This is a genomic window from Stieleria sedimenti (assembly GCF_025060895.1).
In the GTDB taxonomy this organism is placed as follows: Bacteria; Planctomycetota; Planctomycetia; order Pirellulales; family Pirellulaceae; genus Stieleria; species Stieleria sedimenti.
In genome coordinates, this window is sequence record NZ_JANZKV010000106.1 from 1 (window position 1) to 19536 (window position 19536).

12 protein-coding genes are annotated in these 19536 nt (G+C 60.6%); 6 read left to right on the top strand and 6 right to left on the bottom strand.

Going from position 1 to position 19536, the window contains the following annotated elements; genetic code table 11:
• Window positions 1-247 precede the first annotated feature (247 nt).
• The 3 genes from NZK35_RS14890 to NZK35_RS14900 form a co-directional block, all read right to left on the bottom strand.
• Window positions 248-1945, bottom strand: a complete 1698-nt coding sequence (locus NZK35_RS14890; RefSeq protein WP_259633329.1) for a hypothetical protein — start codon at window positions 1943-1945, stop codon at window positions 248-250.
• Between the two features lie 289 nt (window positions 1946-2234).
• Window positions 2235-6584, bottom strand: coding sequence for a VWA domain-containing protein (locus tag NZK35_RS14895; RefSeq protein ID WP_259633330.1), 4350 nt, complete (start codon window positions 6582-6584; stop codon window positions 2235-2237).
• A 687-nt stretch (window positions 6585-7271) separates the two neighbouring features.
• Window positions 7272-7772, bottom strand: a complete 501-nt coding sequence (locus tag NZK35_RS14900; protein WP_259633331.1) for a hypothetical protein — start codon at window positions 7770-7772, stop codon at window positions 7272-7274.
• A gap of 714 nt (window positions 7773-8486) precedes the next feature.
• Here NZK35_RS14900 and NZK35_RS14905 point away from each other — a divergent pair.
• On the top strand, window positions 8487-9539 hold the full coding sequence (locus NZK35_RS14905) for a hypothetical protein (RefSeq protein ID WP_259633332.1): 1053 nt from the start codon (window positions 8487-8489) through the stop codon (window positions 9537-9539).
• Window positions 9540-9542: 3 nt separating this feature from the next.
• Here the strand turns inward: NZK35_RS14905 and NZK35_RS14910 are convergent, their stop codons facing one another.
• Window positions 9543-10073 carry a hypothetical protein gene (locus NZK35_RS14910; RefSeq protein WP_259633333.1) on the bottom strand — a complete coding sequence of 177 codons (531 nt, stop codon included), beginning with the start codon at window positions 10071-10073 and terminating at the stop codon, window positions 9543-9545.
• A 135-nt stretch (window positions 10074-10208) separates the two neighbouring features.
• Here NZK35_RS14910 and NZK35_RS14915 point away from each other — a divergent pair, with 135 nt between their 5' ends.
• The 5 genes from NZK35_RS14915 to NZK35_RS14935 all read left to right on the top strand — a co-directional run bounded on the left by NZK35_RS14915 (window position 10209) and on the right by NZK35_RS14935 (window position 16189).
• Window positions 10209-11330, top strand: a complete 1122-nt coding sequence (locus NZK35_RS14915; RefSeq protein WP_259633334.1) for a leucine-rich repeat domain-containing protein — start codon at window positions 10209-10211, stop codon at window positions 11328-11330.
• A 329-nt stretch (window positions 11331-11659) separates the two neighbouring features.
• Window positions 11660-12796 carry a glycosyltransferase family 4 protein gene (locus tag NZK35_RS14920; RefSeq protein ID WP_259633335.1) on the top strand — a complete coding sequence of 379 codons (1137 nt, stop codon included), beginning with the start codon at window positions 11660-11662 and terminating at the stop codon, window positions 12794-12796.
• A 92-nt stretch (window positions 12797-12888) separates the two neighbouring features.
• Window positions 12889-13494 carry a lysophospholipid acyltransferase family protein gene (locus NZK35_RS14925; RefSeq protein WP_259633336.1) on the top strand — a complete coding sequence of 202 codons (606 nt, stop codon included), beginning with the start codon at window positions 12889-12891 and terminating at the stop codon, window positions 13492-13494.
• 36 nt (window positions 13495-13530) lie between these two features.
• Complete coding sequence (gene kdsA / locus NZK35_RS14930; RefSeq protein WP_259633337.1) at window positions 13531-14409, top strand: 3-deoxy-8-phosphooctulonate synthase; 879 nt, start codon at window positions 13531-13533, stop codon at window positions 14407-14409.
• 73 nt (window positions 14410-14482) lie between these two features.
• Window positions 14483-16189 (top strand): tetratricopeptide repeat protein, encoded by a 1707-nt coding sequence (locus NZK35_RS14935; protein WP_259633338.1) that lies wholly within the window; start codon window positions 14483-14485, stop codon window positions 16187-16189.
• Window positions 16190-16246: 57 nt separating this feature from the next.
• Here NZK35_RS14935 and NZK35_RS14940 read toward each other — a convergent pair whose 3' ends face one another.
• Together NZK35_RS14940 and NZK35_RS14945 are read right to left on the bottom strand one after the other, a co-directional pair.
• Window positions 16247-17296 (bottom strand): ThuA domain-containing protein, encoded by a 1050-nt coding sequence (locus NZK35_RS14940; RefSeq protein ID WP_259633339.1) that lies wholly within the window; start codon window positions 17294-17296, stop codon window positions 16247-16249.
• Window positions 17297-17536: 240 nt separating this feature from the next.
• Window positions 17537-19528: a PDZ domain-containing protein gene (locus tag NZK35_RS14945; RefSeq protein WP_259633340.1), complete on the bottom strand. Its 1992-nt coding sequence runs from the start codon at window positions 19526-19528 to the stop codon at window positions 17537-17539.
• Between the last annotated feature and the right edge of the window lie 8 nt (window positions 19529-19536).

A 19536-nucleotide genomic window follows, 5' to 3' on the forward strand; every position in this document is an offset into this window, starting at 1 on the left:
CCAGAGAGGGCCGGCGTTGCAAAAGTCTTAACGCCTTCCCCTACGGTCAAGTCCGTCACTTATACAATTGACGTCCCTCGGGGCGGCCTGTTGCGTTGATTGATCGTTCGGGGAAGCCCTCCCCTCGCTCCGCTCGACCCTCCCGCACACGGGAGGGTTTCGACAACTCGCAGACAGAATCAGGGCTTGCGCCTTCCCCTCGCTCCGCTCGACCCTCCCGCACGCGGGAGGGTTTCGGCGAACGGACTTAGAACGGCTGTTGAGCCTGCCGTCCGGCCATGGCTGCGGCGCCGATCGATCGGATCAGCCCTTCACCGATGGTCAGCTTCAGGGAAGAACCGTTGGGGATGGACTTGGTCGTGAGATTGACTTCGCCTTTGTCTTGCGAATTGGTCAGCGCGTTGATCATGGCCGCCATGTTGTCGTTCGATTCGACCGACTGGGCCAGTTCCAAGAACGGCAACAGTTTGAACTTGAACTGCCCCAGCGGGCGATCTCCGCCATTGTCGCTGTTGCCGGCGGTGATGAACTGCTTGAGCAATTCGTCGCTGCCACGGCCGGCTGCGATGTAGACCGCTTTGGGTGCGGTCCCGATGTGGACTTGGATCTTTTCGCCGAACACTTTACGGACTTCGTCTTCGCTCGCCGGCACATCGGCTTCGATCATGTGCAGGGTGACGCCGCCGAAGTTGCCGATATCAAATTTAAACTTGGGGGCATCGGGGCTGTCGGGAACCTTCGTTGCCAAGTCTTTTGCCAGCGCGGCGACTTTCGTGCCATCGGCGACGAACGTACCGATCACGGCTTGGAATTCATCGCGGCCGGCCAGCACCAGGACTCCCATGTCGGATTTGCCTTCGGACAGGGATTCGGTGACGATGTCGCTGAGCCGGGTGATGTACTGATCGATTTCGTTGATCTGGTCCTCGCTCAAGTTGCCATCGGTTTCCAGGGCACCCTTGATCATTCCGAGCGAAGATTCAATGCCTTTTTTCGCTTGAGTGATCGCTTCGGGGCTGATCGACGTGGCGCTATGCATGTAGGCGGCCGCGTCATCTCGGATGACAGAAGCGAAGCGGGACGGGATCGATTGCTGACCGCCGTAGACGGCGGCCAATTGTGTTCCGCCGACTGCGGTGAAGGACATGTCCAAGCCGACCTGTTGATTGGCCTTGTCGATGTTCAATCCGAGATTCAACTCGTCGGCTTCTTGGATCAACCGCTCCAGTTGTGCGATCGAGTTCTCACCCATTTCTCGGGCCGATTCGGCGTCGGCTTGTTGAGCCATGGTTTGTTCGAAACCTTGACGCAATTGATCGATCAGGATGTTGCGGATTTCGACGGGAACCTGTTGAACTTGCAACCGAACCGCCACGTTGTAGGCATTGCCCATGCCCTGGAACAGATCGCTGGCGTCGGCCGGAGCCAGCTTCAGTGCGGCTTGATTCTGTGCCGCGACTGCATTGTTGGCGTTCTGCTTGATGTACAGGGTGTTTTGGTTGACGGTCAAAACCAGGGTGCCGTCGTCGAGTTCGTCGACCGGTCCGGTTTGAGCTTCCAACCGTTTCAGGATGGGTCGGATATCCTTGGTCGGCAACACGACGATCGGCTGCGGTGCTCCGCCGACCAGCGGCACCAACACCCCGATCGGCTGGTCCATGTCCATGCCTTGGGTGAACGTGGCGGCCAACATCGGGAACATCGCCAACTGGGGTTGGCTGGTGATTTCAGCCATGTAGCTGACGTCATCCATCAACTTTCTGACCGAGCCGAGCGTGACGACGACGACCGGTTGGGTGCCGTCGGTGAGCGTCGCGCGCGACGAGCCGGCCGCAGGCGCAAGACGTTCTTGAGCCATGGCGGGTGCGGCGATGAACGTGGTTGCCAGAACCGCAGCGGCCACGATGGCTCGGGCGGCATGCCGGGGGCGGAGGCAATTTGTCATGAAACCCATAATCGTTTGTTGTCCTTGTGACAGATGGGGGTGCAAGATTCGAGCGTAGTGTCTACCAATTCGGCGAGGACCTGACAACTTTGGGACGCCGCATCGGAGAGATCTCTCAAGAATCCTGTGCTGAATCGCCCCCCGTGTGAAGGGGTCCCACCACGGTTAACTACCCCGTGACCGCGGTTCGGGTTTCAACGGAACGGAAAAAAAGGAAAGGCTGTCACCCCGAAACGGATGACAGCCTTTGAATTGCTAGCTGAATGAGGTCGATTGCCGCTGTGACGGTTTAGTTGCCGAAACCGCCACCACCACCACCGAGCCCGCCGCCGCCGAGACCACCTCCGGCGCCACCGCCCAGGCCACCGCCGGCTCCACCACCCGCACCGCCTCCGGTGTTGCCGTCGACGAAGTTGAACGTGCTCACGTCACCGATCTGCGAGAAGAACGGCGCCGGTGAAATCCGGACGTAACGCCGATCGGCGGAAATGATCGCCAGCGTCGACAGCGACGCACCTTCGGGCAACTGCGTGATTTGGGGCTGGAACCCGACCGCGTTGTTGCGGCCGAAGAAGGGGTTCGCCCCGACGCCACCGGTCAGGCGTTGGGTGTCGCGGTACAGGTCACGCAGCACTTGGGCGGAGTCGTTTCCGGGGTTGGCGAATTGACCGAGCAATTGACCGTTGAGATCCCGTTGAACGTCTCGCAAGTGGGCCAACTGTGCCTCGCCGAGCTTCTCCTGGCGTTTTCCTTCTTTGACTTCGAAAACGAACAAGGCGTTTTTCTCCGTCAGCGGGACTTCCTTGCGGATGAAACGCTGGCTCGGTCGTTTGGCATCGGTGACGATTTCCACGGTGACCTGTCCGGTCGAAACTTCGCCCCAGACCTTTCGGACCAGCAAACGATATTGGCCGCTGAACCCGCGTGGACAAATGTAAGTCTCTGAGACGGTCCCCGTGTTGTCTTCGCCTTGTCCCGGATAGGAATCGCCGAGCAGGGTACCGCCGCTGGCGCTGGATCGATTTTCCAGTGAGCAAACCGTTCCGCCGGGTTCTTCGATCGCCAGATCGATGTCGGCATCGCCGGTCCAGGAAACGCGAACGATGACATCGTGCGCGGCCGCCCGATCCAATGCCTTGGCAAACTTCGCTGCTTCGTCTTGCATGCCTTTTTCTTTCAGCTCGGCATAGGCGCTGCGGGCCAACAGGGTGGCTTTGTCCACAACTGGCGCGAACTCAGCCGGCCAGGCCTGGGCCAGGACACCGCTGCAAGCCCAAGCGATCGCGCTGGGATCGTCAAGCTGTTCGGCCAGACGCAGGCCCATCACGTAGGTTTCACGTCGATTCGGATCCAATTCCGCCACCCGCATGCACAGCTGCAGCGCCGCGGCATCGCTGCCCAAGTCTTCCAGACGACCGGCAACGTTCAAAATGTCGGCGGGTGTTTCCGCGAAATCGACTGCGGACAACAGTGCCCGCTCGACTTCCGACTGGGGAGCTCCGGTCGCTGTCAGCGAGATCGCATAGGCTTGGTACATCCACGGTTGAACATGACCGGCGCGAATCGCTTCGCTGATCATGTCGCGTGATTGAGCGAACGACTCGACGGCCGCTTCGCGATCTCCCCGCTCGTCGGCCGCTGCGGCTTTGAGCGAGAACTGACGGGCGGTCGCACGGATTTGTTGATCCAGGATCGTGATTTCGCGAACGTCAGCCAGCGTCAGTCCGGCAAAGAACGCTTCCCACGCTTCGCCGCGTGTCTGGCCTTCTTGGGGAGTGACTTTCAAGGGTTTGATCAGCTGCTGTTCATCAGCGGAAAGCGTTGCCGCCGGGGTGCTGTCCTGGACAACACCGGCGTCGGTCGAGGCCGGGGCGGATTCGGATTTTGCATCCAGGCTGACGTTGTCGGGCACGACGAACATGCCGCCCCCCATGCCGCCGCCCATGCCGCCCATGCCGCCGCCCATGCCGCCCATGCCGCCGCCCATGCCGCCGCCCATGCCGCCGCCCATGCCGCCACCCATGCCGCCGCCCATGCCGCCGCCCATGCCGCCGCCGCCGAGCGAGACGACGGGCACCACGAGGTCACCGACGGGATAGACTTTGGTCACCAGGTTGTCTTCGGCTGCTTCCACGGTGGTGATTTGCATCACCTCGTCTTTGATCAGGTACGTCAGTTCCAGGTCACGCAGCATCAATCGCAGGAACGACCGCAAGGTGACGTTCTTCAGGTCGATGTTGACACCCGCATCGGCGTCGAGACCGATTTCTTCCAGGGCGCGGTTGTCGATCACGATCGGGATTTCGTGCGTGTCGCTGATCGTCTGAATGGCTTCGCTGAGCGGGGTTTCGATAAACGTCTGGGTCGTTTCGTCCGACAGCGACGCTTCGATCTTGCGCTCGGTTTCGTTGTCACCGACCAGTTCGATCGAACCATAACGTTCCAAGCGACGTCGGCTCAGAGCCTGCCAAACATCGGCATCGGGGTACAAGATCGGCGGCTCGTCGACAAACGGAATGTTGCTCTTGAGCACCAAGGAGAACGCGTCGACAAAGTTACGCTCACGCATTTCTTTGTAGCGTCGGTCGCGGTCATAGGTTTGCAATGCCAGCGGCTGGTCGGTGAAATGGCGACCGGCGATCGAGTCTTCGGTGATCGAATCACCCGCGATCTCGGCGAATTTCAACGAGACGTCACCGTCGGCTTCGGTGTAACGGCCCTCGTCGATCAAGGCGTTCATCTGCTGGGAAAGCGTCTTCAGGGTCGCTTCGCGGCGGAACGTTTCTTGCAACAACCGCGCGGTCGCACGCGACGCTTCGTCTTGAGCAACGATGTTGGCCTGTTGGGCGGCGAAGCGTGCTTCGGCACTGCTGGCCGCTTGGATGGCCGATTGCAATTGGCTCTCCAAATCCTGACGCAACTTGGGATCGATGTCCGGCAGCGTTTGCACGCGAGCGAGAACCGATTTCAGCTGGCCGGCGACGCCGGTCGGATCGGAACGCAATGCCCGTTCAGCCGCCCGCAGCGACGCTTTGACTTCGGCGCGAAGGCGTCCGTTGGCGGCACTGCGTTGGGCTTCGATGCGGTCGAGCAAATCGCCGCCACGCTCCAAGATTTCGTCATCGCCAACGATGCTGCGTCCCGCGGGAACTCTCGGTAGACGTCCGCCGGTGGGGGCAGCCGGAGGCGGCGTGACCGCCGGGGGTGCCGGAGCCGCGGGTGCCGGAGCGGGAGTAGGCGCCGGAGCGGGAGTAGGCGCCGGCGCGGGCGCTGCCGGAGCAGGCTCGGGGGTTCCGAACAGATCGTCGGTTGCATCGGCCGCGGGGGCTGCCGGTTCGGGTGTGCCGAACGGGTCATCGGTTGCCGGAGCCGCCGGTTGGGCATCGTCGTCGCCGAACAGACCGTCAAACGGCGAGTCGTTTTGGATGATCAACGTCGTCCCGCTGACCTTCACCAATGCTTTGGCGTCTTCGTTGTTCGGGTCGGCTTCCAAGGCCATCTCGGCGACCGCTTTGGCGCCTTTCTTGTTGCCCTGTTTCAGTGCCAGCTTTCCGGCCCGCACCAGTTCGTCCGACTTGGCGGTCAGGATTCGAGCGGTTTCGCGGAGCATGACGCTGCTGGCGGTGGGCAAGGTGAGCCCTGAATTTTTCTTCGCCCCGTCCACCAAACCGGGCAGGAAGGCGAAGTCGGGATTGTCGCGTTCGACGCTGGCGTCGGTCGTGATACGGATGTCGGCGGTCGGCGTGGTGCCGTGCAAAACAAGCTCGACCGAATCGAGGTCTCCGGCGATTTGACCGATCAAGATCGAATCGCGGTCGACTCGCAATGGCGGCAACCGTTTGCCATGAGCGATCGTCACCGCCGCGGGCAAATCCGCCTCATCGATCCAAATCGGTGAACGCACGGCCGACTCGGTCACTCGGTCGGCGATCGCGGTGGCGGTGTTGCCTTCGGCTTCGTTCACGACGCCCAGCACCCCGCCGGTGTGATTGGCCAAGATGGCCATCAACTCAATGTTTTTGGAAGGTCCGATCGCGATGCTGTGCACGGAAATGTGATCTGCCCGCAAGGCATCGACGAGCGCCGCAAAACGCGTTTCGCTGCCGGTGGCGTCGATCGACGCGCCGTCACCGATGTAAACGATCGAGCGGGTGTGGTAGCGCGGGGCGGCGAGCAAGGTGCCGCGGACCGCATCGATCACCGACACCATGTTCGTGTTGCCCAGCGGCAATCGCCGTTGCAGACCTTCCAGGGCGGTGTTCACGCTCGGTTGGTTTGCCGCGACCAGCGCGTCGTTCATGGCAACGGCGACCACATCGGCGGCGAACACTTGCACGCGGTCACCGGGTCGCAGGGAGGCGACGACTTTGTTGACGGCGGCCAAGGATTCGCGACGAAACTCGCCCGCTTGGCTGGCCGAGGTGTCCATCACGATGACGACGTCGGCGGCCGGCTTCTGGACCTCCTGCAACAACGCGTCATCGGCCGAAGGCAAAATCGACGCGGCGAAATAGGCCGGGCTGCCATCGGCCGCCCCATCGGCCTGGAAACTGACGATGCGGGCCTGGGCGCCGCTGTCATTGGCCGCACTGCCGTCGGCCGCGCTGCCGTCGGCCGCGTGGCTGAATCCTGGGGCCATCGGAATCGTCAAAGCCACAAGGCCGACAATCGGGCAAATCCACCGCCCTGGCGTAATCAAAGTCTTAAGTTGACGTGCGACGTCTCGCATCTGAATTTTCTCCGCGGTGCTTGAAAACGGCGATCTGCCTGTCTTCATCGGAACAACCGTTCTGTGTGCTAAGTTCCAAACCACTCGAAATCCACGCATTTGGCGGCTTTCTTGCGGTCTTGGGAAAAGGGATGAGTCAATCGAGAGAGATCTCTACTGGCAGAGTCTATTCCCGCTCAATTCAACTCGCTACGAAAAAAAACGCCTTTCGCCCACTCCATTTGCTCGCCATTCCGGTTGTGAGTGTTGCATTTTGCAACACCTGTATCGCAATTGATCAACTGAAATGGGCGAAAGACAAGTCAAACCCCGGTAGGAAGGGGTAGGGATGCGATTGCTGTGCCAAACCGGGAAAAAATGTCGTGCCGGCTCCCAGGCCCCCATTCGCTTCGACTCCCTTCGGGGTCGCGTCTCTCGGAAGACCGGAGATCCGGTGGTGTCGCTTCGCTCACCACCGGCTACTTGCTGCAACCCCTGTCGGGGTACAACCTGCTCCGCAAAGGGATTGAGTCCGCGAGATGTGGGTAGCCGCCAGGCTCGCGCAGGCGTCGGGGCAGCACCGATGATGTCGACTTCGCGCGACCGGGCCACCTGCCGCTACTCGTCCGAGGGGCTTTCGAAGAAGAATTTCGACACCCCCCTCGATTTGCTCGGCAGTTGCCCCCGAACCATCACTTCGGTGACCACCTGGGTCTCGGGATCGAAGCGGCGGTTGCTGCGTTTGTCGGTGAAGATCGCCTGGGGCAGCGTGACACTTTCGCCCGGCTGAAGCGGACTCGCCTGGGTGATCTCATAGCGCCCGTTGAGGATGATCGTCAAATGTCCGATCGGCTCGTCCAACTCGCTGGTGACCGTGACCACTTGGGTCAACACGGCCATCTGGCCGTCGGTCGTCGGCAGCGGCGCCTCGTCCAGCGTCACAACCACCGGCAAGGGTGGGCCGCCGATACTCTCGGGAAACAACGCATAAACGCTCAACCCCACCCCGATCATGACGCAAAACGCGAGTAACAACCCGCGGGACGAAAGCTGAAAGGTGGGGGCGACGCGCGGAATCTCGCTGGCGTCACTGGATGGGGCAGGAGCAGACGACGTCATGGGGGATGGCCGCGTCGATGGAGAGCCCCAGCGAAGGGGCGGACAATGGCTGGGTGGAGGCAGCAAGAACGAAAAAAAGCCGGCTGACAAATCGGTTGATCTGTCAGCCGGCGGTTGCTTCGACCCGTCGGCGGCAAAATGGAGCCGCTGGGAGAAACGCGTAAGTCTGAGCGTGCTACTGCACAAGCCGTTAAGTGACCTAGGCGAACCCTAAAAATGATCCCTCTGCCGAATTAAGAGGATCGAAGCGGGCGAGGCCTTTTTCAGACATCGCCGCGTAAGTGTAGGCCGCTGGTTCCTGACAGCAAGCTCAGGAACACGCCGACAGGAAAGTGATCGGCGTGCTAAGACCGATGGCGTGAACCCATTTTGCACCGTTGCCCCCGATTTTTTCGCACTGAAATGTTTTGCAAGCATCTCGGAACCCCATTCTGATTTTTTCGCGTCACTGTTCCAATTCAACGATTTTGGCGATGCACGACAGTTTTTCGTTCACATTTCGCGATGCCTTTCGCTTGGTGACACAGACCACGACTGCTCTGGCCACATTCAATGTTGGCGTTGCGTTGGTCGAGCGGAAAAGGGGTCAGGTACCAAAAACCAAATGGCCCAGAGGGTGCTTCGCATTTTTGGTACCTGACCCCTTTTCCGCGGCACCCTAAATCCGAAAGTTGACGGACCACGACCGATCCCGTAGCACCGAGTGACTGATCCATGAACCATCTCCCACAAAATCCCGCCGCCCGCTGGTTTGCCGGCCGGGTTGCCGGCCGCCGCCTCGGGTTTCCTTGCCTGTCGACCGCGATTGCCGCAACGGTGATCGCGCTGGCAACAGCGCAGACGCCGACTGCTCGAGCGGGCTCACCACTGAATGCGGAGTTGTTCAGCGAAATCTCGATGTCCGAGACGGTGGCCGATGCGTCTCCTCAACCGGCGACTTCGTCGAAATCAACGGGCACGGTCTTGGGGCCTGCATCATTATCCAAGCTGCTTTCGGCGGAAGGAATTGAATGCGCCGTCGCGTCCCTGACGGTGCATGTCGACTTGGCGGAATTGCTGACCGCTGCCAATGATGCTGCCCCACGGGGAACGCTGCGTTGCACCGTAGATGCCGACGCCGATTGCATCGATCTCGTGCTGCCGGTGGACAGTCTGCCGGTGGATGCATCCGGAAACGAGTTGTCGATCAACGGAGAGAAATTGATGGCGTTGCTCGTCGCGCTGCAACGCCATGACCATGTCCACTTGGTCGCGGCGGAAAAAACGCTCGCGCTGCACACTTCGCTGAGCAATCAGGGCGTCACGGCGGATCGCTTGCGAACCGCGGCCGAGCGATTGGCATTGGCGGCCACCAAGACAACCGACATCGCGACCACGCAGTTGACCAAGCCAGCTGCTGTCGAGGTCAACAGCAACGACATGCCGTCGGCCCGACCTGCAACAACGACACCCGCAACGACGTCGGTCGACACCACAGCCGCGGCAACGACGTTGGTCGGGACATGGTCGGCGAAGACATCAGCCAGCGACGCCTGGGCCGTTCGCTTCGATGCCGACGAGAACTTTGTGATGGTTCATACCCGAAGCGGAAAGAACTCGGTGTCGCGGGGGACGTACCAGGCGACCGGCGATCGATTGGTGCTCAGTGAATCGTCCGGCGTGTCGTTGACCGGAACACTGGAGCGGCCTGCGGCCAACGCGTTTCGATGGCGACTGCAAAACACCGGCGGCGACGTCGTCGCGACGCTTTCGTTTACCAAGCAGTAGCACTCACTCCAACTCGGGAAAGCGGATGAACGAATCGGGAGGTTGGAAGAGTTCCACCCACGAGGGATCTTCGCCTTCGTCGGTAGCGTTTGCTTCGATCACCAGCGCGTCGGGTTCGACAAATTCGTCATCGATGATCAATTCCGCCAGCGAGCGGGCAACTTCCACGGCCGTCGTCACCTCGTCGATCAGTTCGTCCACCGCGGCATCACCGACGATGCGACCCAAGTGCGGATCAAGCTCGTGCCCGACATCCCAACTGACGCGGAACTGGCTCGCCAAGCGTGCAAAGAGCTGAACCGCGGCGGTCGCGATTCGAATCGGTTCGGCGGCCGCGTCGGGGTCACTCACATCGGCGTCGCCCAAATCGACGACCCACGCGATGCTCAAGCTGTCGGCGTCAACGATTTCGATCTGCGGTGTGGCCGCATCGATCTGCTGCTTCCGGCACTCGGCCGGCAACGCTGCCACGATTGTTTCGATCCGCTCGGGATCATCCACGGGGCTACTGGTGTAAACGAAACGAATTTGCATGCCAGGGGGAAACGGTCGGGGATCCTGCCGGGTGAGATGGCTGATAGACTAATGCTTCGGGCCTCGCCCCAGAAAAGATGACGTTAACTTAACGGTATCGGGCTGGAATCCACACACCTCTTTGGAATCGTTCCGGTGAAACCTTTTTACGCTTCCAGCATTCTTGCGGGATTGCTGTGCTTGAGTCTCGGTTGTCCGTCCAAGCCGTCGGTGGAGGAACTGGGGCCGGAGGTGCAGGTCGACCCTGCACCTTCCTCGCCGGCAGACTCCGCGGAGCGGGCGGCGGACGTCGCCGCGGCCGTTGAAGCGGTGGCGAAGACACGTCGCGATGGGAACAACGCCGTGATCGAGGTCGACCTGCGCGACGCAGACGTCACCGGTGTGCTGGAAAAACTTTCTGCCCTGCCGAAATTACGCAGCGTGTTGCTGTCGGGATCCAACGTCGACGACACCGGTTTAATCAGTGTTGCAAAGATTGACTCGTTGCAAAACCTGGACCTGCGTGGCTGTGCGGTCGGCGATGCGGGGATCGCACATTTGGGCGGGCTGAAACAACTCAAAACGATCAAGTTTTCTGGAAAAGACGACGCCACCGAGGTGACCGATGCCGCGATGAAAACGTTGGGCGGGATCAAGACGCTGGAAGTGATCGCGCTGGACTTTCTGCCGATCACCGACCGAGGCCTCGCGGCGCTGGGCGGACTATCCAAGCTGAGTGAATTGTATCTGGCGGGGACACACGTGAGCGACGAAGCCGCCCAGACGTTGGCATCGTTCCCGGCGCTGAAGAAGCTGCGGATCGCGTCGACGTCATTTGGCAACGACGGACTGGCCGAACTGGCCGGGCTCTCGCAGTTGGTCGATTTGGATCTCAGCGAGTGTGTGGGGATCGACAATGCGGCGTTGGAGACACTCCGAGAGTACGCAAATCTCTCCAAGCTGAATCTCTATGCGACATCGGTCGGCGATGGGGACTGGGGACAACTTGCCGGGGCGACCGGATTAACGTGGCTCAACGTCGACAAGACCAACGTCGGTGATCCAGCGCTCGAGTCCCTGGGCATGCTGACCGGTTTGACGTTTCTGCATTTGGGCAGCACCCGGATCACCGACGCGGGGCTGCCGCAGTTGGCGGGATTGTCGAAGCTTGAAAAACTGATCGTGACACGAACGGCTGTCACCCAAGCCGGCGTCGATCAGCTGCAACCGCAGTTACCCGAGACCGAAATTCAACTCGAGTATGTCCCGGGAAAGTGAGCCCCGCTGGTCAACGCTGTGAAGCATTTTTTAGCGGCAGGGCGCGAGCCCTCCGGTGTTTTGGCAAAGATGAAGGACCGCAGGGCTCGCGCCCTGCCGCTAAAACCTCAAGAAACACATGGGGAAAATGCTTCACAGCGTTGCCTTAAAGGTGTTCATCCGTTGAGACTTGAAGTCACCCTCCCCTCGCTTCGCTCGACCCTCCTGCCAGGAGGGTGACATCAAACTTGCGCGACCTCAGTTACCCATTTAAGCAGAAGATCAACCCGATGATGTTTCGTCGCTGGTGGAGAAGTGGTCCGCCACCACAACCCCACCGCCCTTTGCGGATGCAGTTTGTGATCACCAGCATGCCGGTCGGTGGTGCCGAGACGTTGTTGGTCAACCTGCTGCGGCGGATGGATCGCAGTGTGGTCTGTCCCGAAGTGATTTGTCTAAAGGAGCCGGGACCGCTGGGGGAGGCGATTGCCGCTGAGTTTCCCGTGCACAGTCATCTGATCGGCGGCAAGTATGACGTCTGTGTGCTGTCCAGGCTGGTCCGGCTGATGCGGCGGCGTCAGACCGATGTGGTGATCACCGTTGGTGCGGGCGACAAAATGTTCTGGGGCCGTCTGGCCGCCTTCGTGGCCGGCGTGCCTGTGATCGCGTCGGCGTTGCACAGCACCGGATGGCCCGATGGTGTGGGACGTCTGAATCGAACCTTGACGCCGTTGACCGATGCCTTCATCGCGGTGGCAGACTCGCACGGCAAGTTCCTGCACCAGTTCGAAGGTTTTCCCCAGGACAAGGTCCACGTGATTCGCAATGGGGTGGATTGCGAGCGGTTTGAGCCCAACGAAGCACATCGCCGGGAGGTGCGTGAGGAATTGCAACTCGATCCGGAGACGCAGCTGGTGGGCATCGTCGCGGCACTTCGAAGTGAAAAAAATCATTCGCTGTTGGTTCGCGCCGCGGCGCGACTGCGTGATCGTCATCCACAGTTGCATTGGGTGGTCGTCGGTGACGGGCCCGAGCGTGGTGCCATCGAACGGCTCGCCAAAGAGCTTCAGGTGGCGGATCGAGTTCATCTGTTGGGAACACGTCACGACACACCGCGGCTGCTTTCGGCGTTGGACGTCTTTACGTTGTGTTCGCTCAACGAAGCCTCGCCGGTATCGATCCTGGAAGCGTTTGCCTGTGAAGTGCCGGTGGTGGCCAGCGACGTCGGCTCGGTCGGCGAGACCGTCATCGACGATCGCACCGGCCGTCTGTTCGCATCCGAAGATCTCGGTGCAATGTCCCGGGCGATCGAGCAGCTGCTCGGTGACCCGGCGCTGCGGCGTCGCATGGGCCGAGCCGGACGCGACTTGGTGCTTCGCACCGGATCACTCGAGTCGATGGTTGCCGGCTATCAGAATCTTGCCACGTCGCTCTATGACCAGGCCTGCCCGCAACATTCCGCGGTGGCCAAACAGGCGCCGGTGTAGCTCAGACCCGGCGGTCGTACGGTCGCGAGGGGCCGCCCGGAGTCGGCCTGCGACCACTTATTCTCGCTGCAGTCGATGATTAGACTTGGGGCATGACCCTCACTAGTCATGTCATCGTTCTGCTGGCGAAGCTGTTTAGCGGTTTCACCGTGCGCTGGGTGGATTGTCAGCCCGACACCTGTCAGCGCATCTATTTTGCCAATCACACCAGCCATTTGGATGCGGTGGTGTTGTGGTCTGCGCTGCCCAAAGAAATCCGTGCGGTCACCCGCCCCGTGGCTGCCAAGGACTATTGGAGTTCCGGCTGGGTCAAGCCGCACATGGCGGCCAGTTTCAACGCGCTGTTGATCGATCGCAAGGAGATCAAGGTGCACCGCAGTCCGATCGATATCATGCTGGAAGAAATGGGTGACATCTATTCGCTGATCGTGTTTCCCGAAGGCGGACGCAGTTCCGGCGACGAGATGGGCGAATTCAAAAGCGGGCTGTATTACATGGGCAAGAAACGTCCGGATCTGGAGCTGGTGCCGGTTTACATCGACAACGTGAATCGGATTCTGCCGCGGGGCGAAGTGTTGCCGGTGCCGCTGTTGAGTTGCATCACGATCGGGGCGCCGATTTTCCTGGAGGCCGGCGAGCCGAAGAACGCATTCTTGAAGCGTGCCAAAGAGGCCGTTCAAAGGCTGAAGGATCTGTGATTGCCAGAACTCAGCGAATCGCCCAAACTCACGGGTATGAGCAATTCAGAGACTTCCGCAGGTGTACGATCCGTTTCCGTCGGCCCGTATCGGTGTGGCGACCGACAGCCGTTGTTGTTGATCGCCGGTCCGTGCGTCTTGCAATCGGATGAGATTTCATCGCAGATCGCCGACGTATTGACCCGAATCAACGCGCGCGAGGATGTCAACGTCGTCTTCAAGGCTTCGTTTGACAAAGCCAATCGCACCAGCGCCGCGGCGATTCGTGGACCCGGCATGGAGCAGGGGCTGGCGATGCTCGACCGGATCGCTCGCCGTACCGGGTTGCCGGTCACGACCGACATCCACTTGCCCGACCAGGCCCAGACGGTCGCGGAGGTCTGTGACCTGCTTCAAATCCCCGCGTTTTTGGCCCGTCAGACGGATTTGATCGTTGCCGCGGCGGAAACAGGGCGACCCCTGAATGTCAAAAAAGGCCAGTTCATGGCTCCCGAAGACATGCGATACGTGGTCGACAAAGCCAACGCCGCTGGAGATGGGGGCGTGATGCTCTGCGAACGGGGGACCTTTTTCGGCTACGGCAGACTGGTCAATGACATGCAAGCCCTGCCGATCATGCGGTCGCTCGGCGTGCCGGTCGTGTTCGATGCAACCCACAGCGTGCAGCGGCCCGGATCGGGGCAGGGATCCACAGGCGGAAACCGGGAAATGGTCGAACCATTAGCCTGCGCGGCCGTAGCAATCGGTATCGACGCGATCTTTTTCGAGACCCATCCGGATCCAGATTCCTCCCCGAGTGATGGTGCCAACATGGTGCCCCTGGACCGATTCGAGGGTTTGGTCGATCGCCTGCTCCAGATTCGACACACGATCCTCTCCGTTGGCCAATTGAATGGCACCGACCAAGCTCCCTAGGTTTTGCTTTACCTTCCCCGTTCCACACCGCAGGCGCGGTGGCGTCCATCGATGGGGAGCCCTGTGGATTGGTGTGGCGAGCTTGTTGGCCGTTGGGTGTCAGGACGACACGGCACTGGTTCGCGAAATCCAAAGCCGACGCCAAGCCCAGCAAGAAACGCTCGCGCGACGCGATCACCTCGGTGAATCATTTGTGTTGCTGCGAAAGTACGTCGAGCTCGATGCGGAAAAGGCGCAGGAACAGATCGCGTTTCATCTCAACGGCTGGAGTGCCACCCGACCGCCGAGTGAAGTCACCGAGCCCAAGTTGGTCGATACCCTCGGCGATCTGATCTCGCAAAACCAATTGGCCGACCGTGTCACCGGCCGGACCTTTTTGCCGAGCGATGTATTGCATCTGCGCGACAGTTACCTGTTCCATTCGCTGTACAGTTGGGTGGACGTGCCGCTGCAAGACGAGGCTCTATTGGCCGATTGGTTCAAGCAGCAGCGTGAAACGCTTCCCGGAGAGATGGTCGATCGGCTGGTCACGGCGACACGTTTGTTTGACTGGACGATACGCAACGTTGCCTTGGAGCCGAATCAGCCGCTGAATCCCGCGCCGCAAGGACCGGACTTTCCTCCGGGCATCGAGTTTCGCGGCGCAGGGTATCGTCAGACGGATTTTCAAACCGTCATGCGTGGAACCGGTGACGGACTGCAGCGGGCCGGAGTGTTCACTCAATTATGCCGACAGGCGGGGATCCCCGCCGCGGTGTTGGGATCGATCGACGGCCAGTCCGGGGATGTGACGCCGTTTTGCGTCGGTGTGCTGGCGGGCGAGCAGATCTATCTGTTCGAGCCGACCCTGGGCGTGTTTGTCCCCGGTCCGGATCAAGTCGGAATCGCGACGTTGGCACAAGTCCGTCGTGACGCTGTCGTCTTGCGGCGTTTGGGAATCGCGGGGCTGGATCAATTCACCTATCCGGTGACCAAGGAAGACGTTCAACAATGTGTGGCGTTGTTGAATCTGTTGCCCGAGGCGATCAGCCCGCGGATGAAGAAACTTCAATCGGGTTTGACAGGCGATCGCAGGATGAATGTCTATGTCGACGCCGACACCCTTGCCGAACGATTTGATGCGGTCACGGGCATCAGCTCGGTTCGCCTTTGGGACGTTCCGGTGAAAGCTGAGATCTACCAGTCGATTTGCCAACAGTACACCCAACGCGATCCGGTGTTCGCATTCTGGTACATGGCACGTTGGGCGATGATGGATGCCGGTTTCGAAAGCGCACGAGAACTGACGCGCGGACGATGGCAGCACTTGAAGGGGCAGTTCGCCGATCTTGAAGAAGACAGCATCACCGGCGCGCGGACCCTATACATGAATCAACGGGCACCGGAGTTCGAGATCGAGGATTTGAGGATCGATGTTGAGCTTCAAAAACAATACGGCATCCGACGCGAATTGGGCGTCGACGCACAAGTGTACGACCAACAAGTCGCTCAGATTCAAGGGTTGCTGCGAATGGGCAAACGCACCGCGACGTATTGGTTGAGTCTGCTGCAAGCCGACGACGGCCGACTGGAAACCGCCGAAAGCTGGCTCAAAAAACGCGTGCTCACCGAGGAGCAGCAATCCTATTGGACGCCGGCGGCCCGCTACAATCTGGCCCGCTTGCACGAGGCGCTCGGGAAAACCGAGCAAGCGATCGAGATGTACAAGCGCGAAGGCGAACCCCAGGAACACGGCAACCGCGTTCGCGCGCGGTTGGTCGCCAAGCAAGTCGACGATTAGGTCACGCGGTGCGTGACAAACGGCATGCACAGCATGCCCTACGGCTATCCCAGTGTCTTACGGGCGATCGCGGAAGGGCCATTCGGGACTGCCCTTGGGGTCGTCGCGATGGGGGGCCTTGCCGAGTTCAAAGTCCGTCGGTTGTAGATTCAGCTCTTCCCAGTACTCCTTGTCGTTGATGAATCCGTAGAAGGTCGGGTAGTACGGATCCACGTAGGCGACGTCGGCTTTTTCCGGCACCGTTTTGTCGAGCAGGAAGTAGGTGGCGTTGACGAGCAGGCGGCGTAGATCTTCGTTGACCAAGTCGACGCTGGCGCCGGCGGTCGTGCAAAACGATCGTCCCTTGGTTCCCGAGGGCGACACATAGGGGTGCAGCCAAGCCAAGGGCTGCATCGGCTCGTTCTTGGGTCCCTCGACGTTGGCCGATTTCGGGTCGAGTGACTCGGTCACCGCGCCGCGCAACAGAATCGTGTCCTGGTCGGTCAGGTGGGTGACTCCGTAAACGTCCGAGGGGACGAAGATGTCGCTGACGCTATTGAGGATCGGATGTTCTGCGGCCTGATCGGTGATGACCGCTCGCGCGCCTTGGCGTTTGTGTTGGCCGTGGTGGCTGACCCACTGCTCACCGAGGATCTTGCGTCCGAAGTTGCCAAAGGTCACTTCACCGCCGAATGAACCCTGTCCGTTGAAGGCGTGTGTCGCGGTGCGGATCCCGATCAACGGTTTTCCGTCGTTGATGAACTTGGTGATGTGGGCCGCTTGCGACTCGCTGGGTTTGCGAAAACGCGTTCCGATGATCATCAAGTCGGCATCGTCAAGCGCTTCCCAGCCGACCACGCCGCTCTGGTTGTTCGGGTCGATGTATCGCCCATCGGCCGACATCGAAAACAGAACGGTGCAATCAAAGCCGTGTTTCACGCTCAGAATTTTGGCCAACATCGGCATCGACTCTTCGGTGCGATACTCTTCGTCGCCCGAAACGAGAACGATTTTGCCTTGGGAATCACCCTTGGCGGGAAAGTGGAGCACGCCCGACTGGGCCGCCACGGCGTGACTGATCAGCGGAACGAAGAGCAGGGCGAGCGAAAGAAGCGTACGGTAAATCATGCTGCGGGACGGGGTTAAAGGACGACGGGGCAAAAAGGTGTCGCGACGGGAGCCGTCACGACAAGAGTTTAACGAGACAACGCCGGTTTGAGGTCAGGCGGCGGGAAAATACCCGCACGAAGCGTCAGCGGCCTGTTGATTCAATCAGCCGTTAGCGAGCCGGCGGGCCCCAACCGGAGCGAGCAACGCTTGCGTGACGGGATGGAGCTTGATTGCGTTGATTTCAGATCATCGATTCAATCAAATCGTTTGCAGCAAGCGAACCCAACGCAGCAGGTCATCGATCTCCGTTTCGCCGCCCAGAGAGATGGGGTATCCGGCGGTTGCCAGCGGTGCCAGCCAGGTCGGGCCGTTGTCGAGTGACTCGATGGGCAACATGATTTCCAGGGCGCGATCGGGCTCGTTTTCACGCAGCCGAACGGCGGGGGGCTTGGCATTTGCGGAGACCGCGATGCCGGCAAAATTCTTTCGATCCGACAGCGCCATCGCGATCACCATGGAATCGGCTGCCGAAGCCGCCGTGTCCTTGATGGCCCCGTTGGCCGCGACCGCGCTGACCAGGACGGGAACTCGCTGCGCCATCAGGGTGGCCATGCGAGAGACGACGTCGATTTCTTTTTGTTGCCAACGCTGTTCATCTTCGCTGCACACGGCACAGACCACGACACCGGCTTTTCCGGCTGCATCGCGCCAACCCTGCAATGCTTTTTGCGGGTCGCGGGTGTCCGGGGGTAGCAACAGCACCAGCAACGCCAGTCCGTCGTCGGCCGCGATCGTTTCGGGTTTGGGGGCCACGTAGGCGGCGAGGTTGGGGACATCGGGAAGCCGCAATTCCTGGACATCCCATGGGTTTTCGGGCGGCTCGCCGGACCATTGATCGATCGTCTTTTTCAGCGTCGGTCCGGCGATCGATGTGGGGGTCAATTTGATTTCCAGCGGCTCCCCGTCACGTTCGATGGTCAGCGTCAATTCTTCATCGGCGACCGCTGTGATCATCGTCTGACCGGCCGTCGCCACGTCCGTGATTTCGGTTTGATTGATTTGCTTGATCGCATCACCGGGGTTCAATTTGCCCTCGGCGGCTGTGTCGGGGACGACGGCGCGGACGACGACCTTGGGCTGCTTTGCCGCCTCGTCGGTGGCGTCCTCGGCGTCGTCTCGCGGCTCTTCGGTCAACCAGACGCCCAGACGTTGCGGACTCAACGGGGGAATCGACTCGGCCAGGGTGACGTTGACGGTCCGTGTTTCGCCGTTTCGACGCAGCGTGATCTCGATCGACTCGCCGGCATCGTAGGGGCCGAGGGCCTGTTTGATCTGTTGGAACATTCGCACGGGGTCTCCGCCGATGGCAACGACGGAGTCTCCGGGCTGGATACCGGATTTTTCTGCCGGAGATCGGCTGCGGACGGCTGCCAATTCGGTGTCTTCGGCGTAGGGGTCTTTGGCCTTGGGGACAATCCCGATCAACCCCTTGCGGATGTCTTCCCCGGCACGCAGACGCGGCAGTTTGTTTGCCAACACCGGTGACGGGACGGCGAACGCGATTCCCGAGTCGTACCAGCTGGTGTCGTCCGGGGCTCCGCCTTCGGCGACGGCGGGGACCAAGACACCGATCACGTTTCCGTACAGATCGACCAAGGGGCCGCCGTAAAACGATGGGGAGACGCGCGCGTCGCTTTGCAACATCGTGCCTTCCAATCGGCCGGTGGCACTCAAGATGCCGCTACTGACCATCGGCGATCGATCGCCGCCGTAGCGTCCGATGGCGACGACGGTTGAACCGATCGGCGTGTTCACCGCTTCGGCCAACTCGATCGGGGCCAGGGGCGACTTGGTATCGACTCGGAGCATCACCAGGCCGCGGTGATAGTCGCGGGCGACGAGGGTTGCGGCCAGTCGTGTCGCATCGGGCAAGACGACCAAAATGCTGGCCGACGGCCGACGGACGATGATGTCCGATGCGACGATGTACCCTTCTGCGTCAACGACAATCCCGCAGGACGGTGCGTCTTGGGCGACTTCGCTTTGCCGATTCCCGCCGCCGGCCACTTCGGCCACTCCGATCACTTCGATGGAAACGATCGATGGCAAGACACGCTCGGCAGCGTTGCGCACCGCGCGGGCCATCGCTTGACGATACTCCGCGGTGTCGCTTTGTGCCGAACAGACGGTGTTGGCGAGCAGACACGCCGTCACGACCGTGAAGCAGTAGACCGTTTTTAAATTCACCACGCGGCGGG